The following is a 23,755-nucleotide window of genomic DNA, read 5'->3' on the forward strand; positions in this document are numbered from 1 at the left end:
CATGAAAACGTATCCACAGTGAGTGGCGACCCCCACGAACGTCCGGGTTCCGGCCCGTTGCGCGAAGGACTGTGATGGCATCCATCGTTCTGTCAAACGTCGACAAGATCTACGCCGGTGGCGTGAAGGCCGTGAACGGGCTCAACCTTGAGATCAAGGATGGCGAGTTCATGGTGCTCGTCGGTCCCTCCGGTTGCGGCAAGTCGACCGCGCTGCGGATGATCGCCGGACTCGAGGACATCAGCGGCGGCGAGATCTCCATCGGCGACAAGGTGGTCAACCACCTGCCGCCGAAGGACCGCGACATCGCGATGGTGTTCCAGAACTACGCGCTCTACCCCCACATGACCGTCGAGGAGAACCTCGCCTTCGGTCTGAAGCTCCGCAAGATGCCCAAGCCGGAGATCCAGAAGCGCGTCAACGAGGCCGCCAAGATGCTCGGCCTCGAGACCTACCTCAAGCGCAAGCCCGCCGCCCTGTCCGGTGGCCAGCGCCAGCGTGTGGCCATGGGCCGCGCCATCGTCCGCGAGCCGCAGGCCTTCCTCATGGACGAGCCGCTGTCGAACCTGGACGCCAAGCTCCGCGTCTCCATGCGCGCCTCGCTCAACCAGATGCACGAGCGCCTCGGCGTCACCACCGTCTACGTCACGCACGACCAGGTCGAGGCCATGACCCTCGGCGACCGCGTCTGCGTGCTGCGCGACGGCCTGCTCCAGCAGGTCGACACCCCGCAGAACCTGTTCGACAAGCCGGTCAACCTCTTCGTGGCCGGCTTCATGGGTTCGCCGTCCATGAACTTCGTGAACGCGGAGCTGGTCCGCGACGGGAACGGCGCCGCCGTCTCCTTCGCCGGCTTCAAGCTGGCGATCCCCGAGTCCACCTTCAGCGACAAGCCGGGCCTCGACCAGTACATCGGCAAGTCGCTCATCCTCGGCATCCGCCCCTCCGACTTCGAGGACGCCAGCGCCGCCGGCAACCACGCCAACGGCTGGGCCACCCTGGCGGCCAAGGCCGAGGTCACCGAGGAGCTCGGCTCCGAGATCAACGTCCTGTTCCTGATCGACGCCCCGCCGGTCGAGCACAAGGACACCGTCGCCGCCCAGGACACCGGTGACGACGAGGAGGCCGCGCTGCCGCTGTCCGGCGACAAGTCGCTGTGGACCGCCCGCGTCAACGCCCGCAGCCACGTGCGTCCCGGCCAGTCGATCGACCTGGTCGTCGACACCCACAACCTGCACTTCTTCGACACCACCAGCGGCCTGGCGATCGGCCACGAGGCCAACCGCTAAGCCTGCCCCGTTCGTCCCCCCGCCGCGACCCCCTCCCGCGGCGGGGGGATCGGTTTTCCTCTCCCCTTCCCGTCCGCTTCGCTTCGGCCGCCGGCTCCCAGCCCCGTCGGCCGAACGGCGTCCGGCCTCACACTCCCGGGCACGGCCGGCGATCACGCAGGCCGTGCCCGGGGCTCATCCGGCTCGGGTCTCATCTGAAGGCGTCGAGGTGGCCCGCCGCCCACTGGCGGAAGGTGCGGAGCGGGCCCCCGACGAGCTCCCCGACCAGGGGCGTGGGCGTCGCGAAGGGGCTCGAGCCGTCGCCGCGCAGCGATCCGACGCTCTGCTCGGCCTCCTGCCTGGAGATCCCGAAGCCCATCATCGACCGGACGCCCTCCTCCTCGGATATCTCCTCGAAGGCCAGCTCCCGCCCGAGCAGCTCGCCGAGCACCCGCGTCTGCTCGGCGGGCGTGGTGCGTTCGGGCCCGGTCATCGCGTACGAGCGCCCCTCGTGGCCGGGAGACAGCAGCGCCACGGCGGCCACCGCCGCGATGTCCTGCGGATCGATCGGCGCGACAGGGGCGTTCCCCGTCTGCGCGAGCCTCGCCGCCGAGCCCGGTTGCTCACTGCTCGAGCACGACCTCCTGGCCTGGCTGGCCGCCGCGCCGTCCTGCCGGTCGCGGATGCTCGACCTGGCCGATCAGCTGGCCGTCGCGCGTGGCGGCCTCACGCGCATCGTCGACAGGTTCGTCGAGCGGGGCTGGATCGAGCGTGACAGGCCCGAGGCCAATCGGCGGGAGGTGTACGCCGTGCTGACCGCCGAGGGTCGCGCGATCCTCTCCGCCGCCCGCGCGGTGTATTCACGCGTTCTGAAGGAGACGCTCGGCGCGCACCTGGACGAGCGTGACCTGTCCGATCTCGCCAGGATCACCGGCAAACTGCTCGACGCGATGGGCTGACCCGCCGTCCGCCCGGATCGGTCGACCTGCACCCAAAAGCCAAAGAAGTCTTTGACATACTCGAGATGTCAAAGCTATCTTTGGGAATGTGAAGATCACCGATCCACGCGCGATGCGCGCGCTGGCACACCCCCTGCGCCTCGACCTGATCGAACTGCTCGGCCGCATCGGTCCCGCCACCGCCGCCGAATGCGCCAGGCACCTCGGCTCCACGCAGGCGTCGTGCTCGTTCCATCTGCGGCAGCTGGCCAAGTACGGCTACGTCGTCGAGGCGTCGAGCGGCGACGGGCGCGAGCGGCCGTGGAAGGTCGCCGACCTGGAGCAGAGCTGGTCGGCAGGCCACGGCGGCGTCGCCGCGGCCGAGCTCGAGCGCGTGTTCGTCGAGCGCGAGGCGGGCAGGATGCTCGACTGGTCCCAGACCCGGGACTCGGCCGCCCCCGAATGGCGCGAGGCGGCCTTCCTCAGTGGTGTCACCGCCCCGATGACCGCCCAGGAGCTGGACGAGGTGGGCGAGCGCCTGATGGAGGTGCTCGCGCCGTACATCGCCAGGTCCAAGGGTGAGGCGGCGGTGCCCGAGGACGCCAGGTTCGTGCGCGTCCTGCTGTCCGGCCTGCCCGTCGACGAGGCCGGTGCCTCCGGTGAGCGGGAAGGCGGCGAGCGGTGACCGCGCTGCGCAACCCCCTCTTCCGCCGCCTGCTGGCAGGCGACGCGATCTCCAGCTTCGGCGACAGCGCTCTCTACCTGTCGCTCGGCATCTGGGCCAAGGACCTCACCGGGTCCGACTCCGCCGCCGGTCTTGTCTTCCTGTGCCTGGCGGTGCCGGGGCTGTTCTCGCCCCTCTACGGCCACGTCGTGGACCGTGTGCGCCGCAGGCCGCTGCTGATCGCGATGAACGCCACGATGGCCCTGGTCGTCATGGCCCTGCTCCTGGTGCGCTCGGCCGACCAGCTGTGGATCCTGTACGCCGTCGCCCTCGCCTACGGCGTCACGTTCTCCGTCCCCGCGTACGGCGGGCTTCTGAAGGACCTGCTCCCCTCGGAGGAGGCCGCCGGAGCGAGAGCGGCCCTCATCACCGTACGGCAGGGCGTGCGCATCCTGTCACCCGTCGCCGGGGCCGCTGTCTACCTCGCCTACGGCGGCGGCGTGCTCGCCGTCGTCGACGCCGCGACCTTCGTCGTCGCGATCCTCTTCCTCGCCTCACTCAAGATCGTCGAGTCGGCTCCCGAACCCGCGGGAGAGCGGTTCCTGCCCTCTCTCACCGCGGGCTTCCGCTACCTGCGGCACGTGCCGCTCCTGGGCAGGCTCGCCGTCGCCGAGGCGATCTTCATGGCCACCGCCGGCCTGATGGACACCGCCGCCTTCGCCGCCATCGAGCGCGGCCTCGGCAGGCCCGCCGCCTTCTTCGGCGTGCTCACCACCGTCCAGGGAGCGGGTTCGGTCGTCGGGGGGATCCTGGCGGGCATGCTCGTCAAGCGGCTGGGGGAGTCGCGCGCCTCGGGCGCGGGCTACGCGCTCTTCGCGCTCGGCGCGGGCGCGTTCCTGGCCCCTTCGGCGGTGCTGTTCCTCGCAGGGGCCGCGCTCTACGGCCTGGCGATCCCGCTCTTCTCCGTCGCCCTCGCCACCGCCCTGCACCTCTACGTGCCCTCCAGGCTGCAGGGACGCGTGGGCGCGGCGACGGGCACGCTCACCACGATCACCCAGACGGCCTCCATCGCCACGGGAGCGGCGCTCATCGGGGTCGTGGACTACCGGATCATGTACGGCGTGCTGGGAGTGACCGCCCTGGCCTGCGCGGCACTCGTGGTCTTCCGCCCTGCCCCGGTGCCCGAGGTCGTCCCCTCCATCGCCGACGAGCGGGCCGCGGTGCCCGCGTGAGCCCCGGCTACCTGCGGCCGAGCGTGTTGGACACCTGTTGGGCGACCCTGCGCGGGACGAGCCTGCCCACCGCCACGACCAGCTTGTACCGCAGGTCGGGGATCGAGACCAGCTTGCCGCGTGCCAGATCTCGCATGGCCTCGTTGACGACGTCGTCGGCCTTCAGCCACATGAATCCGGGAATGCCCGAGACGTCCATCGAAGCCCGCTGGTGGAACTCGGTGCGCACGAACCCGGGACACAGCGCCATGATCCGGATCTTCGGGTCGTCCACCTCCATGGCCACCGACTCGCTGAAGTTGACCACCCAGGCCTTCGAGGCGCTGTAGGTGCCGCGGTTGAAGAAGGCGGCCACGGACGCCACGTTGATCACCGCGCCCCTGCCGCGGGAGCGCATGCCGGGCAGCGCGGCGAGGGTGAGCCTGAGAACGGCCTCGCAGTGCACCTTGAGCATGCGCCGCTCCTCCTCGACCGGCACCTCGAGGAAGCGGCCGGGGTGCCCGAACCCCGCGTTGTTGACGAGGAAGTCGACGCCGTCGCGCACGCGGGCCTCGACATCCTCCAGCCCCTGGTCGGTGGCCAGGTCGGCGGGCAGGATCTCGACGGCGACGCCGTACCTCTGCTTGAGCCGGTCGGCGGTCTCGGCCAGCCGGGCTTCGTCGCGGGAGACGAGGACCAGCGAGAAACCGTCGGCGGCCAGGCGGCGGGCGAACGCCGCGCCGATGCCGGCGGTCGCGCCCGTGATCAATGCGGTAGGCATACGGCCAGCGTAACGCCCGCCTCGGAGGGCCCCGCACCGCCCGGACGATCTCCGGCGTGGCATGAGGCGGGGGAGGGGAGAACCTTCGGCGATGAAGGCGACTAGACGCTGTGTGACGAGATCGCATGAGAGGATCGACGGCGTGCGCCATGCGCTTCCCGCCGCCGCCCTGGTCGCGGTGCTGACCGCCTGCTCGGCCGTCCAGCCAGGGGCGACCCGACCGCCGCAGGACCGCTCGCGGGCCCCCGCGCCGGCACTGTCTCCGACCGCCGTGCCCTCGGCGCAGGTGGGGTCGGCTCCACCGCCCGCGAAGCTGGAGTTCGCCGAGATCGCGCGGTTCGACAAGCCTGTCGCCTTCGCCGTGCGCGAGGGCGACGATGCCCTCTACGTCGCCGAGCAGGGCGGCAGGCTGCGCTCGCTCAAGGACGGCAGGCAGACGGTGATCGTCGACCTGTCCGCCGAGGTCAGCGACGGCAACGAGCAGGGCCTGCTGGGCGTGGCCTTCCACCCGAGCGGCAAGTGGCTCTACCTCGACTGGACCGACGACCAGGGCGACACCCACGTCACCGAGTGGGCCTTCGACGGGGTCAGGGCCCGCGACCGGCGTGACGTGCTCACCCAGGACCAGCCGTACGCCAACCACAACGGCGGACAGCTCGCCTTCGGGCCCGACGGCCACCTCTACATCGCGCTCGGCGACGGCGGCAGCGGCGGCGACCCCCACGGCAACGGCCAGAACCTGCGCACGTGGCTGGGCAAGATCCTGCGCATCGACCCGCGGGGCAAGCCGTACACGGTCCCGAAGGACAACCCGTTCGTGGGCCGGCGCGGTGCCGAACCGGAGATCTGGGCGTACGGCCTGCGCAACCCGTGGCGGTTCACCTTCGACAGGGAGACCGGCGACCTCTGGATCGGCGACGTCGGCCAGGACGCGTGGGAAGAGGTCGACCATGAGCCCAGGGGCCAGGGCGGCCGCAACTACGGATGGAACGCCTTCGAGGGCGGGCGCCGCTACGAAGCGGGCGTGGCGGCGGCAGGCGCCACCGATCCTGTCATCACCTATCCCCTCCACGAGGACGGCAACTGCTCGGTCATCGCCGGCTACGTCTACAGAGGCGCCGAGATCCCCGGACTGCGGGGCCATTTCCTCTACGGCGACTTCTGCGCCGGATGGGTGAAGGCGGCGCCCGTGACCGACCCGGCCAAGGGCGTCGAGGTGGGGCGGGTCGAGCAGCTGTCGTCGTTTGGGCAGGGCCACGACGGCGAGCTCTACGCCCTCAGCCTCCAGGGCCCGCTGTACCAGGTGAAGGCCCCGTGAGCAGGCTGCTGATCGTCCACCACACCGCCTCGCCCGCCACGCAGGAGATGCTGGAGAAGGTGCGGCAGGGGGCGACGACGGACGAGATCGAGGGCGTCGAGGTCGTCACCAGAGCCGCGCTCAACGCGACCGCCTCGGACGTCTTCGCCGCCGACGCCGTCATTCTCGGGACGCCCGCCAACATCGGCTACATGAGCGGCGCGCTCAAGCACTTCTTCGACACGATCTACTATCCGTGCCTGGAGGAGACGCGGCGCCTGCCGTATGGGCTGTACGTGCACGGCAACAACGACGCCACCGGAGCGCTGCGCGCGGTCGAGGCGATCGCCGGCGGGCTCGGCTGGGAGCGGGCCGCGGCGCCCGTCGTGGTCGTCGGCGCCGTGACGAAGACGGACCTGGAGGCGTGCTGGGAGCTGGGCGCGACGGTCGCCGCGACGATCAGTCCATGAGCACGCGATCGATCAGCTCCTCCACCTGGCCGTTGAGCCGCGCCCCCCGTGCCCACCCCGCGTAGTGGGTGAGGAAGACGACCGTCTCCCTCAACTCCTCCACGCTCAGGTCACCGGTGCGCAACGCCGTCTCAAGCTGCACCTCGACCGCCTGGTCGAGCCCCTGACCGACCAGCAGGCCGATCAGCAGCAACCGGCGGTCGCGGTCGCTGATCGCCTCGCGCGCCCACACCTCGGCGAACAGGTGCTCCACGGTCATGGCGAAGTTGATCGGTTCGTTCATGTCGGGCTCCGAGCGACGCGGGAGGGGGGTCCGAAGCTCCTTATCCTTCGCCAGATCGGCGCGAAGAGATAGGCCCTTCGCGAAGACATCTTGGCTGCAAACCGGTTGCGCAAACGTTGCAACAGGGTAGGGATGGGCAAGGAGGTCTTGATCCGGACTTTCTACGCCGCTTCGCGATCTGTAACAAACGGAGCCCATAAACGGCGGCAATTTGGTCAAGACTTCTGGGCGCCGAAGAGGAGATTAGCCGCCAAAAACGGGCACAACCAATGCGTTGGCGGGTAACGCGGAGGTAAGCCCTGGTGAAAAAGACACGGGCTTGGATGAAAATGGCCGCGACCACGGTCGCGGCCTTCCTGATGGCCGGAATCGCCGCCTGCGGTCAGGCGGACTACACCTACGTGCGCGACAGGGAAGGGACCACCTATTTCAAGGTGCCCTCCTCCTTCTCGAAGATCGATTCCACGAAGATCGATCTCCTGCTCAGCGGTGACCATCCCAACTCCGAGACGGCCAAGCTGCGCAAGCAGCTCGTCTGGTCGACCGCTTTCGACCAGGCCGCCGAACCGGGCGTGGACCACCTGCTGGGTTCCCAGGACCCGTTCGTCTACTCGACCGTGCATCTGCTGACCGAGCCGCAGCGGAACATGATCTCGCTCAACACGATGCGCGACTTCATCCTGCCCGTGACCGAGGAGATGCGTCAGGCCTACACCCAGCGCCTGACCGAGGCGGGCCAGCAGCCGTCACTCTCCCGGTTCGAGCTGCTCAACGACCAGCCGATCGCGCTCGACGACGGCGCGAGAGGCGTGCGCGTGCGCTTCAACTACCTGATCGGCGACACCATCCAGACCTTCGACCAGACGGCCTACCTCGACAAGACCGGCGGAACCGTGTCGGTGCTGCTGATCCGCTGCACCGCCGACTGCTTCACCAAGAGGGCCGCCGAGTTCGACGGCATCGCCGAGTCCTTCAAGCTGCTCAAGATGCCAGGCTGAGGGAGCCAACGTGACCACGACCCACCATGAGGGCCTGCGCGCTCCCGGCAGCGGCCCCAACGATCCCGACTCCCTGACCCGCAAGAGAATGGCCTTCTGGGATCGCAGCAAGTTCCTGATCGGCCTGGGGCTGGCCTTCCTCGTGCTCGCGTGGAAGGAGATGGCCGACTACGAGGGCATCATGCCCTTCACCGACGCATTACGGCGTATCGGGGAGAACCACCCCTGGATCTTCTACCTGCTTGCCGCCGAGTTCGTCAGACAGCTGCACTTCTTCGTCAGCGAGCGCTCGGCCGGCTACCACCGCTTCTGGAGCAAGAGCGTCTTCGGCGGCTTCGAACGGTGGACCCACCGCAGGTTCAGCGACTGGACGAGGTTCAGGCTCGCCAGAGTGATCAAGATCGCGTTCTGGATCACCCTGCTGGCGCTCGTGCTGGGCGCGGTCCTCGACCGAAGCCCCTTCCTCGCCCTCTTCCAGGCCCCCGCGCTGGCCTTCCAGGCGCTGCCGTACGTCGCCCAGCTGGCCTTCGCGTTCTTCTTCGTCATCTTCCAGTTCGTCGGACTGTTCTGGTTCCTGTCCAGGGGCGGCGTCGAGACCTACTATCCCGACGACATCAAGACCAGGTTCAGGGACGTGTGGGGCCAGGACCACGTCGTCGAGCGCGTCAAGGAGAACATCGTCTTCCTCGAGCAGCCCGACGCCATCGAGGCGCGCGGCGGCTACGTGCCCAGCGGACTGCTGCTGTGGGGTCCGCCGGGAACCGGTAAGACGCTGATGGCCGAGGCCGTGGCCGGTGAGACGGGCAAGCCGTACGTGTTCGTCGACCCAGGCGCGTTCATCAACATGTTCATGGGCATCGGCGTGCTCAAGGTCAAGTCGCTTTTCAGGAAGTTGCGCAAGCTCGCGCTCCGCTACGGCGGCGTGATCGTCTTCTTCGACGAGGCCGACTCCCTCGGCCGCCGCGGCCGCCTGGCCGGGCAGGCCCCTCCGGGGCAGGGCTTCAGCGCCGACGGCTGCCACGGCTTCGGCTACCTGTCGGAGTCGTCGAGGTCGGTCCTGTCCACCAGGGTCAAGCAGCCGGACGCGGAGAGCAGCAAGTTCTTCATGGGCGGCGGCATGAACGGCGGCGGCGGCGACATGGGCACGCTGCAGGCGCTGCTCACCGAGCTGTCGGGCCTGAAGAAGCCGCGCGGCCTGTTCAACCGGCTCGTCCGGCGCGCGCTCGGCATGCGTCCCAAGCCGCCGCCGAAGTACCGCATCCTGGTCATGATGGCGACCAACATGCCGGACGCGCTCGACGACGCGTTGCTGCGGCCGGGCCGTATCGACCGTATCTACAAGGTCGGCTACCCGTCCAAGGCGGGCAGGGTCCGCACGTACCAGGGCTACTTCGCCAAGGTCCAGCACGAGCTGACCGACGAGCAGATCGACAAGCTGGCCACCATCACCCCCTACGCCACGGGCGCCACGATCAAGGACCTGGTCAACGAGGCGCTCATCACCACCATCCGCGACGGGCGCGAGGTCATCACCTGGTCGGACGTGCTGCGCGCCAAGCGGCTCAAGCAGCTCGGCCCGCCCGAGGACGTCGAGTACATCGAGCGCGAACGGCACGCGGTGGCCGTCCACGAGGCCTGCCACGCCGTCATCGCCTACCGCACCCGCTACCACCTCGAGATCGACATCGCCACCATCGAGAAGGGCGCCGACTACCTGGGCATGGTCGCCTCGATCAAGCCCGAGGACCAGTTCACCCGGTGGAAGTCCGAGCACGAGGCCGACATCATGGTCTCGCTCGCGTCGCTGGCGGGCGAGCGGATGTTCTTCGGCGACGACAACTCCTCGGGCGTCTCGGGAGACCTGATGTCGGCGACCTACCTCGTCGGCCTGATGGAGTCGCACTGGGGCATGGGCACCGGCATCGCGTCCCTGCCCGCGCTGCAGGAGCTCGGCATCCACGCGGGCAAGGCGATGCGCGGCCAGCCGGGCGCGCAGGAGCACAACCCCGCGCCGCCCGAGAGCGTCATCCCCGAGCACCTCAGCGAGCGGGTCGAGTTCAACCTCGTCAGGCTGCTGGAGCAGACCGAGGAACTGCTGCGCGAGCACAGGCGCGAGGTGCTGTGCCTGGCACACGCGCTGGAGACGCACAAGACCCTCAACGGCGAGGACGTCGTCGCGGTGCTCGAAGGCACGCAGGGGCCGCTGCTCGACGGCTCGATCTACCGGTCGGACGCCCTCGTCGAGGAGATCGAGGAGTACCACCTCGCCGCGGCCAGGGCGCACCGCGAGCACAGCAGGGTCGAGCGCGACCTGCCGGGTCCCGTGACCGTCGAGGCGGAGCTCGTCGAACCGTCCTACGACGTGCAGGTGCTGGCCGCGCCCGGCACGCCCGACGGCGCCCAGGCCCACGGAGGCAACGGAGCCGACGGAGCTCACGGGGCCGCCCTGGTGCCGGACGACCGGCGCCCCGAGTTCGTCCCGTGGGCGCCCCAGGCCCAGGGTCCGGCCGCCGGCCCTGCCCACTCCCCGCTGTACGACGGGGGTCCGTTCAGCGCGGACCCGTCCGGTACGGCGGAGCCGCCGCCCGCCCGCAGGTCGCCCGCGACCGTGTGGGTGGTGGTCGGCAGCCTGATCACGCTCGCGGGACTGGCGCTGTTCGGCGCGCTGGCCGCCACGGGCGCGACGGGCAGAGCGGTCGGCGCGGTCGGGGCGATGTCGCCGGGTCTGCTGCTCGTGCTGTTCATCATCGTGGTGGCGGTGGTCGTCGGCATCGGCGTGGCGCTCATCGCGGTGAAGGCGGTGCGCACGGCGCAGAAACGGGCCGAACAGGAACGCGACAGGGCCAACGCCCGCGCCCAGCTCCTGGCCGCGGCGATGGACCCGGAGACGGCGATGCGCCTGCTCGGCTACGACGGACGCGGGCCCGGCGAACGCTCCTAGAGTGGCGCGAGGAGCGGGACTGTCCGGAGTCCCGCTCCTTGTCCTTCCTCTCCATGAGGGAACGGTCTCTCCATGAGGGAACGACGCCCGTGCCCGCGGGCCAGGTCAGGCGGCGTGGTCGACCACACCGGGCGTGAGGTCGCCGAGGCCGGGCACGACCGCCGTCGCCAGGGCGAGCGCGTCGGCGGCGGGCGGGTACCCCGGATGGGGGACGGCGATCACCCGCATCCCCGCCGCAGCCGCCGACCGAAGCCCGTTGCTGGAGTCCTCGACGGCCACGCAGTCGCCGGGGTCGACGCCCATCCGCCCGGCGGCCTCCAGATAGCCGTCGGGGGCGGGCTTGCCACGCGCGACCTCCTCGGTGGAGACCGTCGCGGTGAAGAACGCCGCCAGGCCGGTGGCGTCCAGGACCACGTCGATCAGGGCCCGCGGCGACGAGCTGGCCAGGCCCAGCGGCCGCCGGTGCTCGGCCAGGCGCGCGACCGCCTCCTTGGCGCCGGGCATGAGCGGGACACCGTGCCGGTACCGCTCCGCCATCCGCTCGACGACACCGGAGGCGATCTCGCGGGGCGGCAGCCGTACCCCCAGCTCGGCCAGGTAGGCGGCCCACTCGCCGGTGCTCATGCCCATGAGCCTCGACTGCGTCTCCGGCAGCCACGTGCCGCCGTGCTCGGCGACGAACGCCCTGCGGACCTCCTCCCACACCGGCTCCGAATCGACGAGCACGCCGTCCAGGTCGAAGATGACAGGCCTCATGCGCGGTGCTCCATCCAGTACTCGACGAACTCCGTGCAGCGGCCCTCGCCGTCCAGCCGGATCAGCCAGAGGTTGCTGAAGGTGGTGCCGGGGTAGGTGGTGACGCCCTTGACGACGGCCACGTCGGCGGTGACGGCGACGGGCTCGTACTCGAAGGCGGAGGGGCCGCTCTCGTCCTTGCGCGCCAGCCACTCCTTGACGATCGCGTCCCTGCCGCGCCACGGCTGCGCGTGGGGTTCGGGGTAGTAGGCGGCGTCCTCGGCGAACAGCGCGCCGACGTCGGCGGGGCGGTTGGTGGCCCACGCCCTGAGGTAGGCGTCCATCCAGCTCTCGAGCTCGGTCATGGACACCTTTCTACCCGGCCCTGGTGAAGAGCCGCAGACCGCAGCTGGAGGCGATCGCCAGCGTCATGCGTCTAACCCCGCCATCCTGATCTCCATGCCCGCCAGCGGGCCGATGCCCTCACGCACCAGAGGATCGTCGGGGTGGATCTCCTCGTGGTCGCGCGCCACCCGCCCGCCGTTCACGCAGTCGAAGACGCCCCTGCCGGTACTGGAGGAGACGAACAGCAGGTCACGGCCCGCGAACCCGAAGCCGACGTCGGTCAGACCGCCGATCGCGATCGGCGCCAGCGGGCGCCAGGGGGCGGGCGGAGGGAGCAGCGGAGCCTCGCGGAATCGACGACGGAGCGCAGTCCAGTCCATAACCCCCGATTCTTCCGGAAGAATGGGTCGCCACACCTCGATGAAGGGCTATTCCATGACCGACTGGGTCTCCCAACTCGCGGACGACGTCATCGCCGAGTCGGAGCGTCGCGCGCCCGGCAAAACGATCGTCTGCGCCTCGGGTCTCAGCCCTTCTGGACCGATCCACCTGGGCAATCTCCGCGAGGTCATGACCCCGCACCTGGTGGCCGACGAGATCAGGCGGCGTGGCCTCGAGTGCGTCCACCTGCTGTCGTGGGACGACTACGACCGCTTCAGAAAGGTCCCCGCGGGCATCGACCCGTCGTGGGCCGAGCACATCGGCAAGCCGCTCACCTCGGTCCCCGCCCCTCCGGGCAGCGCCTACCCCAACTGGGCCGAGCACTTCAAGACCCCGATGATCTCCGCGCTGGCCAGGCTGGGCGTCACCTACCGGGGCATCAGCCAGACCAAGCAGTACACCTCGGGCGTCTACCGCGAGCAGATCCTCCACGCGATGCGCGAACGCGACCGCATCGACGCCGTCCTGTCGCGCTACCGCACCAAGGCCAAGCCGAAGGCCAAGGACGCCGACGAGGCCGCCGCGCTCGAAGGCTCCGGCGCGGCGGAGGAGGAGGCGGGCTACTACCCGTACAAGCCGTACTGCGCGCTGTGCGGGCGCGACCTCACCACGGTGACCGGCTACGACGACGAGACGACCGAGCTGGCCTACACCTGCGAGTGCGGTTACGGCGAGACCGTACGGCTGGCCACCCACGACCGCGGCAAGCTGGTGTGGAAGGTCGACTGGCCGATGCGCTGGGCCTACGAGGGGGTCGTCTTCGAGCCCTCGGGCGTCGACCACACCTCGCCAGGCTCCTCCTTCGAGGTCGGCGGCCACCTGGTCGGCGAGATCTTCGGCGGCGCGCAGCCGATCGGCCCGCGCTACGCCTTCGTCGGCATCAGCGGCATGGCGAAGATGAGCAGCTCCAAGGGCGGCGTGCCGACCGCGGCCGACGCCCTGGAGATCATGGAGGCGCCGCTGCTGCGCTGGATGTACGCGCGCCGCAAGCCCGCCCAGTCCTTCAAGGTCGCCTTCGACCAGGAGATCCAGCGCCTGTACGACGAGTGGGACGCTCTTGAGCGCAAGGTGGCCGACGGGCAGGCGCTGCCCGCCGACCGGCTCGCCCACGCCAGGGCGGTGGGGACGGCCGAGCAGCCGCTGGAGGCGACCGAGCGGCGCGTGCCGTACCGGATGCTGGCCTCGATCGCGGACGTGACCACCGGCGACGAGGAGCAGACGCTGCGGATCCTGCGCGAGCTCGACCCCGCCGAGCCGATCAAGGACCTCGCGCTGGTGCGGCCGCGCCTGGACAGGGCACAGCGGTGGGTCAGCACGCAGGTGGCCACCGAGCAGCGCACCACCGTCAGGTCGGAGCCCGACGAGGAGCTGCTGGCGGGGTTGGAGGAGGGGCAGCGCGAGTCGCTGCGGCTGCTGCTCGAAGGGCTGGACGAGCACTGGTCGCTCGACGGGCTGACGGACCTGGTGTACGGCGTGCCGAAGCGGCAGGCGGGCCTGGCCGCCGACGCTCAGGCGACGCCGGAGCTGAAGGCCGCGCAGCGCGAGTTCTTCGTCCTGCTCTACACGCTGCTCGTCGGCCGTGACACCGGCCCCCGGCTGCCCACGCTGCTGCTGGCCGTCGGGGCCGACCGCGTTCGAAAGCTGCTGGGCGCGTAGAGTCAGGATCATGAGACCTGTGCTCGTGTTCGACGGCGACTGCGGCTTCTGCACCACCTGCGTGCGCTTCGTCGAGCGGCGCCTGCGCACGAAGGCGACGATCATCGCCTGGCAGTTCGCCGACCTGGACGAGCTGGGTGTGACGCAGGCGCGGGCCGAGTACGAGCTGCTGTGGGTCGACGAGCGCGGTGGCGTCTTCGGCGGCGCGCAGGCCGTGGCCAAGCTGCTCGTCGACGCGGGCCTGCCGTGGAAGGCGCTCGGCCTCCTGCTGAGGGTGCCGCCCGTGCGCTGGCTAGCGCACGGGTTCTACCGCGCCGTCGCCAACAACAGGGGCAGGCTTCCCGGCGGCACTCCCGCCTGCGCGCTTCCGGCGGATCGTCGCCCGCTCCAGCGGTAGGAAGGCCGCCAGGCAGATGACGTGCGGCAGGAAGTGGATCGTGATCGCCGCCCATGTCAGCAGGTGGAACAGCCCCCAGAAGGCGACCGCGGCGTAGAGCGCCCTGCCGCGCAGGAACAGCAGCACGGGCGAGGCCGTCTCGGCCAGCAGCACGGTCCACTGCCCGATCAGCAGCGCGCCGGGCACGGAGGCGACGAACTCGCCGAAGAACGTGCCGCGTCTGGAGATCGCCCACTGGAAGGTGGCGCCGTTGGGCCATTCCCAGCCGCCGTGCCTGATCTTGGCGTACGCCGACAGGAAGTAGGCGGCGACGACGGCGATCTGGACGCATCTCATCGCCCACCCGGCCGCCTCCTCGCCCGCGCGGGCGGCGGTCGGCAGCACGAACAGGGCGACGACCAGCGCGAGGTGGTCGTGGTCGACCTTGCCGTACGACATCGCCAGCAGCGCCCAGTACAGATAGCCGGTCGCGACGAGGTAGCCCGCCGCGCGTGGCAGCCTTCCCCATGCCGCCACCAGCGCCGCCCCGACCACCACCGCGAACAGCGTGTAGACCAGCGCGGGGCTCGCGCCCGGCAGGTGCAGCAGGCGGGCGACCAGGACGGGCCGGTACCCGGCCGAGTTCTCGGCGTGACCCCAGACGCTGCCGGTGAACAGCAGCATGTCCAGCGGGAGGAACAGGTAGACGATCACCGACAGGACCCGCACGCGCCGGGCGGGGACGGGCGCGAACCACCAGCGCTCTAGCGCACCACCCATGACACCCTCTCCACGTCCTTGGTCCACGCGGGACGGCGGTCCCTGAGCGTGATCACTCTGGTGACCACGATGAGCTTGGCGAGCCGCGGGTCGGCGGGGCGGATCCGCTTGTGAGCGTCCGCCAGGCTCTGTAACAGTTCGGGCCTGGCGAGATAGCTGGTCAGCTGGCCTTCGAGTTCGGCCCGGCGGATGCCGACGTAGTAGGGCTCGATCGGGATCTCGACCTTGGCCCCCGCGACGGTCACCGCCTGCAGGTGGAGGGACTTGATCTCACCGTCGGGCGGGATGCTGAACGCGTACTGCACCATCGGCCCGAAAGGGAACAGGTCGTCGTCGCCCAGCACCGTGCCGTACCCCAGGGCGGCGAGCACGGCCCCCGCCGCTCCTAACCGCCATACTTTGCCCAGCTTTGTCAAGCCTCCCCGCATGCGAGCAAGCTAGCAGATCATGTCCTCAGTGATCATGATATTCCGGACCTTGATCCCGTATCGCCACCACAGGCTCACCTTCCGGTACGGCAGGCCGGCCCCGCGCCGAGGTGGTCCGCCCCACCGATGCGTTTCGCTGACCTCGGCGGTCGCGCCGATTCACGGCAGCTCCGCGAAGCGCTCCACGTTCTCGGTCCTGCCGGAGACCAGGATGACGTCGCCGTAGGAGAGCTCGGTCTCCGCGGTCGCGTAGGTGAACTCCTCGCCGGGGCTCTTGACCGCCACCACCGTCACCCCGAACTTCTTGCGCAACCCCGACGAACCGAGCCGCACCCCCACGTACTCCTTCGGCGGCCGCGTCTTGGCCAGCGCGAAACCTTCGTCCACCTGCATGTAGTCGAGCATCCGGCCGCTGACCAGATGCGCCACCCGCTCGCCCATGTCGTGCTCGGGCAGCACCACGTGGTGGGCCCCGATCCTGGTGAGGATCTGGCCGTGCTGCCTGCTCACGGCCTTGGCCCAGATGTCCTCGACCGCCATGTCGACCAGCAGGGACGTGGTCAGGATGCTGGCCTCGAGGTCGTTGCCGATCGCCACCACCGCGCGGTAGAAGTCGGGAACGCCGAGCTGGGTGAGCGCCTCGGAGTCGGTGGAGTCGGCGATGGCGATCTGGGTGATCTGGCCCGACAGCGCCTGCACCACCTTGGGACGGCTGTCGATGGCCAGCACCTCGGTGCCGCGCCTGGTCAGCTCCAGGGCGAGCGCGGTACCGAACCTGCCAAGCCCGATCACGACCACGGGGTCGTTTCTCATGTCAACCAACTATGACCCGTTCCTCAGGTAGTTCGTAGCGGGTGGAGCGTTCTTTCAGCGCGAGCGCGGAGCCCAGCGTGAGCGGCCCGATCCGGCCCACGAACATCAGCAGGACGAGCAGCAGATGCCCGGCAGGCGGCAGGTCGGAGGTGATGCCGGTGGACAGGCCCGCCGTGCCGAAGGCGGCGATCACCTCGAACAGCACCCTGTCGAGGCTGTGCGGCGTGATCACGAGCAGGATGTAGGTGGAGACGGCCACGAACGCGACGGCCATCAGGCTGATCGCGACGGCCTGCCGCTGCGCGGACTCGGGCAGGCGGCGGTGGCCGATGTTGACCCTGGGCTCGCCGCGCAGCTCGGCCCAGATCACGAAGGCCAGCAGCCCGAACGTGGTCACCTTGATCCCGCCGGCCGTGCCGGCGCTGCCGCCGCCGATGAACATCAGCACGTCGGTGACCAGCCAGCTCGACGGGTGCATCTGGGAGATGTCGAGGGTGTTGAAGCCGGCCGAGCGCGGCATGACGCTGGCGAAGAAGGCGGCCAGCAGCTTGCCGGGGTCGTCGAGAGCGCCGAGGGTGCGCGGGTTGGTCCACTCGGCCACCAGGAAGGCCAGCGTGCCCACGGTCAGCAGGGCGAGGGTCATCCAGACCGTGATCTTGGTGAGGACGGTCCACTTGGCCGGATGCCGCCAGGCGCGGAACAGCTCGAACACGACCGGATAGCCGAGCCCGCCGACGATCACGGCGACGGCGATCGTCAGGCAGATCCACGGGTCGCCCACGAAGCGCATCAGGCCGTCGCTCCACAGGGCGAACCCGGCGTCGTTGAAGGAGGAGATGGCGTGGAAGACGCCCAGGTAGATCGCCTTGCCGGGCGGCTCGCCGTACCCGATGAGGAAGCGCAGGGTCAGGATGACGGCGATGATCGCCTCGCAGCTGAGGCTGAAGTACAGCACCTTGCGCGCGACCCTGCGCATGTCGGCGGTGCCGAGCGCCTTCGACTCCGCCTGCGCCAGCATGCGGGCGCGCAGACCCAGTCGTCCCGACACCAGGACCGTGAACATGGTGGCGAGCGTCATGATGCCGAGCCCGCCGACCTGGATCAGCGCGGCGATCACGATCTCGCCCATCACCGACCAGTGGCCGTCGGTGTCGACGGTCGCCATGCCGGTCACCGTCACCGCCGACGTGGCGGTGAACAGCGCGACGACCCATCCGGCCGACTCGCCCGTGGTCGTGGCCGCGGGCAGCCGCAGTAACAGCGTCCCAGCCAGGACGGCCAGCCCGAACGCGGTCGCGATCACCTGCGTCGGGCTCTGGAACCGTTCGAGTGCGGTCGAGCCTCTCATCTCACGCACTCCACCTTGCCGGACGGCACCGTCACGAATGTCACGACCCAGACCGTATCGGGTGAGAACGGGATGGCGAGTCCGGGGTGAACCCGGAGCGCGCGGCACACGTTTGCAGGGGCATGAGGAATCTGGTCGCGGCGATGGGTGTCCTGTTCGCGCTGTCCGGCTGCGCGGCCGAACGGGCGTGCACGCTGATCGGCACCCCTGTCGGGATCGCGGTGCGCGTCGACGCGCCGCTCGCCGGCAGGGTGTCGGCGGCCGAGCTGACGGCGTGCTGGGACGGCTCCTGCCGTACGGCCAAGGTGGAGCTTCACCCGGCCGGCGGCGTCGCACGGCAGACCTGCGAGGGCGAGGCCTGCACGGCGGAGGTCGAGCCCACGGGCGGTAAACAGGGCTTCGTGGACGTGGCCGGGCTGCCCAAGGCGCGCGTGCGGGCGACGTTGCGGCTGACGGGGCCGACGGGCGAGGCCGTCGTGGAGCGGGAGCTGACCGTCACGCCCAAGGGCGCCTTCCCCAACGGGCCGGACTGTGGCGAGGGCGGTCCGCAGGCATCGATCGCCGTCTCGGGCTCGGGCGAGGTCAGCGAGGTGAGGTGACCTCGTGGTGGCGGGTCAGGCGGGCTCTTCTCGCAGCGCGCCGTACAGGAAGATCTGGACGAGGTCGGCGGTTGAGAGGCCTTCGTCCTGGCGCGCCTTGCTGAAGCGCAGGTCGAGGAAGAGCGCGGCGATCTGTTCCGCGGGTGCCCGCAGTGACGCGGCCTCCGGCTCGAACAGGTCGGCGGTGGCCCTGATGAGGTCCGTGGAAGGGCCGCGCCTCCTGGGAGGAGCGGGGGCGGGGTCGCGCCGGTGGTGGCCCGACGCCATCAGCGCGCCCGCCACGGCGCCGATGCGCTCGAGGTGGCCGCCGAGCGCGTCGGCGGCCTCGGCCAGGCGGTCGGCGAGCGGCTGGTCCATCGGGATGGAGGCGATCTGCTCGACCGCGTGATCGGGGCGCAGCGCCTCGGCCATGCACGCGTCGAGCAGCTCCTCCTTGTCGGAGAAGACGCGGAAGATGGTCGCCTCGCCGATGCCGGCCGCTCGGGCGATCTGGCTGGTGGTCACGGCGGTGCCGTACTCGGCGACCAGGGGGAGCGCCGCCCCGATGATCATCGCGCGCCGCTGATCGGGGCTCATGCCGGGTGCCCGGCGCCTGGGTTGCTCTGTCGTCGTCATGCGGATCACGGTACGGAGTGAGTACTCACTCCGTCAAGAAACCCGATAGGGTGATCCATATGAAGATGCGTTGGACCGTTATCGTGCCCATCGTCGCCCTTCTCGTGCTCGCTCTCACCTGGGGTCGCTCGACCGGTGGTCTCCTGGTCGCGGTCGTCGCGCTGGCCCTGGTCGGCGCCGTCATAGCCGCCGTGCATCACGCGGAGATCGTCGCCCACCGGGTGGGAGAGCCCTTCGGGACGCTGATCCTGGCCGTCGCCGTCACCGTCATCGAGGTCGGCCTGATCGTGATGCTGATGAGCGCGAAGGGTGAGGGTTCGGAGTCGCTGGCGCGCGACACGGTCTTCTCCGCCTTCATGATCGTCTGTAACGGCGTGATGGGCCTGTGCCTGTTGGTCGGCGCGCTCAAGCACCGCGTGCTGGAGTTCAGGGTCGACGGCGTCACCGCCGCGCTCGCGACGCTGAGCGCGGTGGCCACGCTCGCGCTGGTCCTGCCCAACTTCACGGTCGCTACGCCCGGCCCGACCTACTCGACCGCGCAACTGGCCTTCGCCGGAATCGCCTCCCTCACCCTCTACGGCGTCTTCGTCTTCATGCAGACCGTTCGCCACCGCGACTACTTCCTGCCGGTGCGGGCCGACAGCGAGAGGGGCCCTTCCGAGGAGCACGCCGACCCGCCGGCCCTGCGGACCGCCATGACCAGCCTCGGCCTGCTGGTGCTCTGCCTGGTCAGCGTCGTGGGCCTGGCCAAGACCGCCTCGCCCGCCATCGAGGCGAGCATCAGGGCGATCGGCGCGCCGCGCACCACCGTCGGTGTGACGATCGCGCTGCTGGTGCTGCTGCCGGAGACGGCGGCGGCGGTGCGCGCCGCCGCCCGCAACAGGGTGCAGAACAGCTTCAACCTCGCGCTCGGCTCGGCGCTGGCGAGCATCGGCCTGACCATTCCCTCGATCGCGGTCGTGTCGATGCTGAGCGGCACCAGTCTCGCGCTCGGCCTTGGACCGCTCCAGATGGTGCTGCTCGCACTGACGGTGGTGATAACAACTCTGACCGTCGCTCCGGGAAGAGCGACACTCATGCAGGGAACCGTCCATCTGGTGCTTTTCGGGGCTTTCCTCTTCCTTGCCGTCAGCCCCTGATCTCCTTTTTAATCGGATTCTGCGATTTCGGACGGAGATCATTGACCCCGCTTCCAGGCGCCCAGGTCGTCATTCAGACCATCCTGCGGCGCACGAACCTCCTCATGGCGGGCAAGCGTGTAGCGGTCGTGGGCGACGTGCCAGGACTGACCTCCCGCCTGCGCGCCATGGGCGCCCACCCGGGCGCCCCGCTCGCCGAGGCCGACCTCGTGATCGGCGACGACGTCGACCGCGAGGCGCTGCGGCCTGGCGCGATCCTCGCGACCACGCGGCCCGGTCACGGCGAGCGCCTGCGCGAAGGCGTCCTCGCGCAGGGACGGCTGTTCGTGGTGGATCTGACGTGCTGACCGACATCAGACACCCTGAGCGCTGGTCCGAGGGGTTGGAGAAGATCGCATGGGCGCGCCGGTTCATGCCGGTCATGGCGGCGCTGCGCTCCGGGCTGTCCCTCGACGGCGTCAGGGTCGGCCTGGTGCTGGTCCTGGAGCCCAAGACGGCCAACCTGGCCCTGACGCTCAGGGACGCGGGGGCCGAGGTGATCGTCACCTGCCCCGGCAGGGAGACCATGGACGACGTGGCCGCCGCGCTCGTCCACGAGGGCGTCGCCGTGCTGGCACGCTCCGACGCCGACCGCGCCCAGGACGACGACCTGGCGCGGCGCATGCTCGCCCAGCGGCTCGACGTGCTCGTCGACGACGGCTCGCGGGTCATCAGGCTGGCCCACGCCGAGGACAGGCTCGGCACGCTGAAGGGCGCGGCCGAGGAGACCACCAGCGGCCTGCGCGCGCTGCGGCGGACGGCCCTGCGCATCCCCGTCATCGCCGTCAACGACGCCCGCTCCAAGTACCTCTTCGACAACGTCCACGGCACGGGACAGTCGTGCGTGATGGCCGCGCTCGACCTGACCGGGCTCGACCTCGACGGCGCGACGGTCGCGGTCGCCGGCTACGGCCACGTCGGCCAGGGCGTCGCCCGCTACGCGGCCGCGCTGGGGGCCCGGGTGATCGTGAGCGAGGTGGGCGCCCTCGCCGCGCTGCGTGCCTTCCACGACGGCTACGAGGTGCGGCGGCTCGTCGACGCGTGCCCGGAGGCCGACCTGCTGTTCTCCGCGACCGGCGAGCCGTACACGATCAGGCGGCCGCACCTGGAAGCGCTCAAGGACGGCGCCGTCGTCGCCGTCGCGGGAGGCGTCCAGGGCGAGGTCGAGCCTGGAGTCGCGGGAAAGTACCGGCTGCTCGCCGACGGCGAGTGCGTCAACTGCGCCGCGGCCGAGGGAAACCCGATCGAGATCATGGACCTGTCGCTGTCTCTGCAGGCCCTCGCGGTCGGACACCTGCTCGCCCACGACCTGCCGCCAGGGCTGCACCCGCTGCCCGACCACCTCGACGAGCGGGTCGCCAGACTGAAGCTCGACGCGCTCGGACTGGAGCTCGACCAGTGATCATCGACATCCGCGACGCCTCCGTCCGCTACCGCACCACGGGCAGGCAGGTGCTCAGCGACGTCTCCCTCCAGGTGGGTCCGGGCGACTTCGCCCTGGTCAGCGGCCCCTCAGGGTGCGGCAAGAGCACACTGCTGCGCATGGTCAACGGCCTGGTCCCGCACTCCTACCGAGCCGAGGTCACCGGCCAGGTGAACGTCGGCGGCGAACCCGTGGCCGGCCAGACGATCAGACGCCTGTCCACGATCGTCGGCACCCTGCTGCAGGACCCGCACAAGCAGATCGTCGGCGCGACCGTCTTCACCGAACTCGCCTTCGGCCCCGAGAACCTGGGCCTGCCCAGGGCCGAGATCCTCGCCCGCATCGAGGAGGTCGCCGCCAGGGTCGGCATCACCCACCTTCTCAGGCGCTCGACCCACGAGCTGAGCGGCGGCGAGCTGCAGATGGTCGCCTTCGCCGGCGTGCTGGTCATGCGGCCACGCGTGGTCGTGGTCGACGAGCCGCTGGCCAACCTCGACCCCGCCGCCGGCCGCCGCCTGCTGACGGAGCTGCGCGGGTTCGTCCACGGCGGCGGTGCGGCCGTGGTCGTCGAGCACCGCGTGGAGGAACTGCTGGAGTTCGGCCCCACCCAGGTGCTCTACCTGGAGGACGGCAGGCCCCGCTACACCGGCGACGTGCCGGGCTTCCTGCGCGCGGCGCCCGTCGCGCACGTCAAACTGCCCTTCGAGGCGCTGGTGGCCAGGGCGGACGAGCTGCCCGACGTGCCCGCCGTACCGCCCGCCGCCACGGTCACCCATGAACCGACCAGGCTGCACTACCGCCGGGTCACGCTCGGGTACGGCGAGCGGCCCGTCCTGCGCGAGGTCGACCTGGCGCTCGGCGCGACCGAGAGGGTCGCGGTGCTCGGCCGCAACGGCGCGGGCAAGTCCACGCTGCTGCGCGCCGCCGTACGGCTGGTCGAGCCCTCCACCGGCGAGGTGCGCGTCGACGGCGAGCCCATCGACCGCCGTTCGACGCTGAGCCTGGCCACCACCTTCGGCTACGTGTTCCAGAACCCGAGCCAGGCGCTGTTCTCCGCCACCGTCGCCGAGGAACTCGCCTTCGGCCCCCGCAACCTGGGATGGACGGCCGGCCAGATCGCCGAGGTCTCCGAAGAGGCGCTGGCCACCATGCTCCTGAACCACGAGCCCGACATCATGAAGCGCTCGCCGCACACCCTCTCCCACGGCCAGCAGCGCCGCCTCACCGTCGCGCTCGCCCTGGCCATGCGCCCCGAGACGCTCATCCTGGACGAGCCGACCGCCGGACAGGACCTGCACACCACCACGACGTTCATGGAACGGGTGCTCGGCGGGCTGCGCAGCGTCTACTTCATCACCCACGACGTCGATCTGGCGCTCACCTCGGCCGACCGGATCGTGATCGTCGACGGGGGGCGGATCGTCGCGGACGCGTCCCCCGCCGAGCTGGCCCACCGCGAGGAGCTGTGGGCCGCATCGGGCCTGCGAGCCACCAGCCTGGTCCGAGCCGTCCGCGACCGTCTCCCCGGAACGGGAACCATCCCGCACCCCTTCCAATTAGCGCGCCTTACCCCCCAATAGGAAGGACCACCCCCCATGAGTACTGAGTCAGTGTCACCAAGGGCTCCCCTGTGGGAGATCAACTCCAGAGTCGTCGTGTTCGCGGCCGTCGGCGCCGCCCTCTACGCGGTCCTCGGCCTGATCAGCTTCACCATCCCCGGCACCCAGAACGTCGACATCAGGCCCGCCTTCGCGCTCGTGCCGTTCTTCGGCATGCGGTTCGGCCCGATCGCCGGGTTCTTCGTCGGGCTGGTCGGCAACATGGTCATCGACCAGATCAAGGGCTACGGCGCGCTCACCTACTGGAACTGGAGCCTCGCCAACGCCCTGACCGGACTGCTCGCCGGGATCCTGTTCGCCCTCGTCGCCTCCCGCCTGCAGAAGGAGGCCGTGCGCCTGGTCGCCGTCGGCGTGATCACCTGGATCGCCATGCTGATCGCCTTCGCCACGACCTTCACCGACATGTGGCTGCAGGACATGAACTTCGCGACCTGGGCGAGCGTCGCGTTCGGTCCGCTGCTGCTCAGCAACACGCTCGTCGCTCTCATTCTCACGCCCGCGCTCGATGCGGTCTGGGAACCGATCTCCAAGCGCATCGGCAGGTAGCC

Annotated in this window: 27 protein-coding genes; 16 read left to right on the forward strand and 11 right to left on the reverse strand. The window is 70.1% G+C overall.

All coding sequences use genetic code 11. The annotated features are described in order from the left end of the window. Positions 1-74 precede the first annotated feature (74 nt). Positions 75-1,289 (forward strand): ABC transporter ATP-binding protein, encoded by a 1,215-nt coding sequence (locus ACFSKW_RS21890; RefSeq protein ID WP_379574168.1) that lies wholly within the window; start codon positions 75-77, stop codon positions 1,287-1,289. Between the two features lie 190 nt (positions 1,290-1,479). Here the strand turns inward: ACFSKW_RS21890 and ACFSKW_RS21895 are convergent, their stop codons facing one another. Then, positions 1,480-1,803, reverse strand: a complete 324-nt coding sequence (locus tag ACFSKW_RS21895) for a Rossmann-fold NAD(P)-binding domain-containing protein (RefSeq protein WP_379574169.1) — start codon at positions 1,801-1,803, stop codon at positions 1,480-1,482. A gap of 16 nt (positions 1,804-1,819) precedes the next feature. Here ACFSKW_RS21895 and ACFSKW_RS21900 point away from each other — a divergent pair, with 16 nt between their 5' ends. From ACFSKW_RS21900 to ACFSKW_RS21910, 3 genes are all read left to right on the forward strand, one after another. Beyond that, the gene (locus ACFSKW_RS21900) at positions 1,820-2,227 is read left to right on the forward strand and encodes a MarR family winged helix-turn-helix transcriptional regulator (RefSeq protein ID WP_379574170.1); all 408 of its coding nucleotides are present in this window, start codon (positions 1,820-1,822) and stop codon (positions 2,225-2,227) included. 88 nt (positions 2,228-2,315) lie between these two features. Continuing rightward, a complete protein-coding gene (locus tag ACFSKW_RS21905; RefSeq protein ID WP_379574171.1) occupies positions 2,316-2,891 on the forward strand; it encodes an ArsR/SmtB family transcription factor in 576 nt (191 codons plus the stop codon). Then, entirely contained in the window at positions 2,888-4,102 is a 1,215-nt protein-coding gene (locus ACFSKW_RS21910; protein WP_379574172.1) for an MFS transporter, read from the forward strand. Before ACFSKW_RS21905 ends, ACFSKW_RS21910 begins: the two co-directional genes overlap by 4 nt. Positions 4,103-4,109: 7 nt before the next feature. Here ACFSKW_RS21910 and ACFSKW_RS21915 read toward each other — a convergent pair whose 3' ends face one another. Continuing rightward, a complete protein-coding gene (locus ACFSKW_RS21915) occupies positions 4,110-4,862 on the reverse strand; it encodes an SDR family NAD(P)-dependent oxidoreductase (protein ID WP_379574173.1) in 753 nt (250 codons plus the stop codon). 142 nt (positions 4,863-5,004) lie between these two features. On the opposite strand from ACFSKW_RS21915, the gene ACFSKW_RS21920 reads away from it, so the two are divergent. Then, entirely contained in the window at positions 5,005-6,180 is a 1,176-nt protein-coding gene (locus ACFSKW_RS21920) for a PQQ-dependent sugar dehydrogenase (RefSeq protein ID WP_379574174.1), read from the forward strand. Beyond that, the gene (locus ACFSKW_RS21925) at positions 6,177-6,629 is read left to right on the forward strand and encodes a flavodoxin family protein (RefSeq protein ID WP_379574175.1); all 453 of its coding nucleotides are present in this window, start codon (positions 6,177-6,179) and stop codon (positions 6,627-6,629) included. Before ACFSKW_RS21920 ends, ACFSKW_RS21925 begins: the two co-directional genes overlap by 4 nt. Here ACFSKW_RS21925 and ACFSKW_RS21930 read toward each other — a convergent pair. After that, on the reverse strand, positions 6,619-6,912 hold the full coding sequence (locus ACFSKW_RS21930; RefSeq protein ID WP_379574176.1) for a carboxymuconolactone decarboxylase family protein: 294 nt from the start codon (positions 6,910-6,912) through the stop codon (positions 6,619-6,621). The two genes, ACFSKW_RS21925 and ACFSKW_RS21930, sit on opposite strands and share 11 nt — an antisense overlap. Positions 6,913-7,241: 329 nt before the next feature. On the opposite strand from ACFSKW_RS21930, the gene ACFSKW_RS21935 reads away from it, so the two are divergent. Both ACFSKW_RS21935 and ACFSKW_RS21940 read left to right on the forward strand, forming a co-directional pair. Next, positions 7,242-7,910, forward strand: a complete 669-nt coding sequence (locus tag ACFSKW_RS21935; RefSeq protein WP_379574177.1) for a hypothetical protein — start codon at positions 7,242-7,244, stop codon at positions 7,908-7,910. 10 nt (positions 7,911-7,920) lie between these two features. Next, positions 7,921-10,851: an AAA family ATPase gene (locus tag ACFSKW_RS21940; protein WP_379574178.1), complete on the forward strand. Its 2,931-nt coding sequence runs from the start codon at positions 7,921-7,923 to the stop codon at positions 10,849-10,851. Positions 10,852-10,956: 105 nt separating this feature from the next. On the opposite strand, the gene ACFSKW_RS21945 is transcribed toward ACFSKW_RS21940, so the two are convergent. From ACFSKW_RS21945 to ACFSKW_RS21955, 3 genes are all read right to left on the reverse strand, one after another. Further along, positions 10,957-11,607 carry an HAD family hydrolase gene (locus ACFSKW_RS21945; protein WP_379574179.1) on the reverse strand — a complete coding sequence of 217 codons (651 nt, stop codon included), beginning with the start codon at positions 11,605-11,607 and terminating at the stop codon, positions 10,957-10,959. Beyond that, positions 11,604-11,951 (reverse strand): nuclear transport factor 2 family protein, encoded by a 348-nt coding sequence (locus ACFSKW_RS21950; protein WP_379574180.1) that lies wholly within the window; start codon positions 11,949-11,951, stop codon positions 11,604-11,606. The genes ACFSKW_RS21945 and ACFSKW_RS21950 overlap by 4 nt, the downstream gene beginning before the upstream one ends. Positions 11,952-12,014: 63 nt before the next feature. Continuing rightward, complete coding sequence (locus tag ACFSKW_RS21955) at positions 12,015-12,311, reverse strand: hypothetical protein (protein WP_379574181.1); 297 nt, start codon at positions 12,309-12,311, stop codon at positions 12,015-12,017. Positions 12,312-12,366: 55 nt separating this feature from the next. Between ACFSKW_RS21955 and lysS the strand changes: the two genes are divergently transcribed. Both lysS and ACFSKW_RS21965 read left to right on the forward strand, forming a co-directional pair. Beyond that, positions 12,367-14,028 (forward strand): lysine--tRNA ligase, encoded by a 1,662-nt coding sequence (gene lysS / locus ACFSKW_RS21960; protein ID WP_379574182.1) that lies wholly within the window; start codon positions 12,367-12,369, stop codon positions 14,026-14,028. 10 nt (positions 14,029-14,038) lie between these two features. Then, complete coding sequence (locus ACFSKW_RS21965; protein WP_379574183.1) at positions 14,039-14,425, forward strand: thiol-disulfide oxidoreductase DCC family protein; 387 nt, start codon at positions 14,039-14,041, stop codon at positions 14,423-14,425. Here the strand turns inward: ACFSKW_RS21965 and ACFSKW_RS21970 are convergent. The 4 genes from ACFSKW_RS21970 to ACFSKW_RS21985 all read right to left on the reverse strand — a co-directional run bounded on the left by ACFSKW_RS21970 (position 14,321) and on the right by ACFSKW_RS21985 (position 17,773). Then, on the reverse strand, positions 14,321-15,184 hold the full coding sequence (locus tag ACFSKW_RS21970) for a hypothetical protein (protein WP_379574184.1): 864 nt from the start codon (positions 15,182-15,184) through the stop codon (positions 14,321-14,323). The two genes, ACFSKW_RS21965 and ACFSKW_RS21970, sit on opposite strands and share 105 nt — an antisense overlap. Further along, positions 15,169-15,555 (reverse strand): hypothetical protein, encoded by a 387-nt coding sequence (locus ACFSKW_RS21975; protein ID WP_379574185.1) that lies wholly within the window; start codon positions 15,553-15,555, stop codon positions 15,169-15,171. Before ACFSKW_RS21975 ends, ACFSKW_RS21970 begins: the two co-directional genes overlap by 16 nt. A gap of 216 nt (positions 15,556-15,771) precedes the next feature. Continuing rightward, on the reverse strand, positions 15,772-16,425 hold the full coding sequence (locus ACFSKW_RS21980) for a potassium channel family protein (protein WP_379574186.1): 654 nt from the start codon (positions 16,423-16,425) through the stop codon (positions 15,772-15,774). Between the two features lies 1 nt (position 16,426). Continuing rightward, positions 16,427-17,773: a TrkH family potassium uptake protein gene (locus tag ACFSKW_RS21985; protein WP_379574187.1), complete on the reverse strand. Its 1,347-nt coding sequence runs from the start codon at positions 17,771-17,773 to the stop codon at positions 16,427-16,429. Between the two features lie 122 nt (positions 17,774-17,895). On the opposite strand from ACFSKW_RS21985, the gene ACFSKW_RS21990 reads away from it, so the two are divergent. Next, positions 17,896-18,372, forward strand: a complete 477-nt coding sequence (locus tag ACFSKW_RS21990) for a putative periplasmic lipoprotein (protein ID WP_379574188.1) — start codon at positions 17,896-17,898, stop codon at positions 18,370-18,372. Between the two features lie 15 nt (positions 18,373-18,387). Here ACFSKW_RS21990 and ACFSKW_RS21995 read toward each other — a convergent pair whose 3' ends face one another. Beyond that, positions 18,388-18,987: a TetR/AcrR family transcriptional regulator gene (locus tag ACFSKW_RS21995; protein WP_379574189.1), complete on the reverse strand. Its 600-nt coding sequence runs from the start codon at positions 18,985-18,987 to the stop codon at positions 18,388-18,390. Positions 18,988-19,052: 65 nt separating this feature from the next. On the opposite strand from ACFSKW_RS21995, the gene ACFSKW_RS22000 reads away from it, so the two are divergent. Genes ACFSKW_RS22000 through ACFSKW_RS22020 form a run of 5 tightly spaced genes read left to right on the forward strand, consistent with a single transcriptional unit; the run spans position 19,053 to position 23,753 of the window. Then, positions 19,053-20,126: a calcium:cation antiporter gene (locus tag ACFSKW_RS22000; RefSeq protein ID WP_379574190.1), complete on the forward strand. Its 1,074-nt coding sequence runs from the start codon at positions 19,053-19,055 to the stop codon at positions 20,124-20,126. 41 nt (positions 20,127-20,167) lie between these two features. Then, positions 20,168-20,473, forward strand: coding sequence for a Rossmann-fold NAD(P)-binding domain-containing protein (locus tag ACFSKW_RS22005; RefSeq protein WP_379574191.1), 306 nt, complete (start codon positions 20,168-20,170; stop codon positions 20,471-20,473). Continuing rightward, positions 20,467-21,567, forward strand: coding sequence for an adenosylhomocysteinase (locus tag ACFSKW_RS22010; RefSeq protein WP_379574192.1), 1,101 nt, complete (start codon positions 20,467-20,469; stop codon positions 21,565-21,567). The genes ACFSKW_RS22005 and ACFSKW_RS22010 overlap by 7 nt, the downstream gene beginning before the upstream one ends. Continuing rightward, positions 21,564-23,168 (forward strand): ABC transporter ATP-binding protein, encoded by a 1,605-nt coding sequence (locus ACFSKW_RS22015; RefSeq protein WP_379574193.1) that lies wholly within the window; start codon positions 21,564-21,566, stop codon positions 23,166-23,168. The genes ACFSKW_RS22010 and ACFSKW_RS22015 overlap by 4 nt, the downstream gene beginning before the upstream one ends. A gap of 15 nt (positions 23,169-23,183) precedes the next feature. Next, entirely contained in the window at positions 23,184-23,753 is a 570-nt protein-coding gene (locus ACFSKW_RS22020; RefSeq protein WP_379574195.1) for an ECF transporter S component, read from the forward strand. Positions 23,754-23,755: the final 2 nt, after the last annotated feature.

The sequence above is a fragment of the Nonomuraea mangrovi genome, assembly GCF_042681425.1.
Taxonomy (GTDB): domain Bacteria; phylum Actinomycetota; class Actinomycetes; order Streptosporangiales; family Streptosporangiaceae; genus Nonomuraea; species Nonomuraea mangrovi.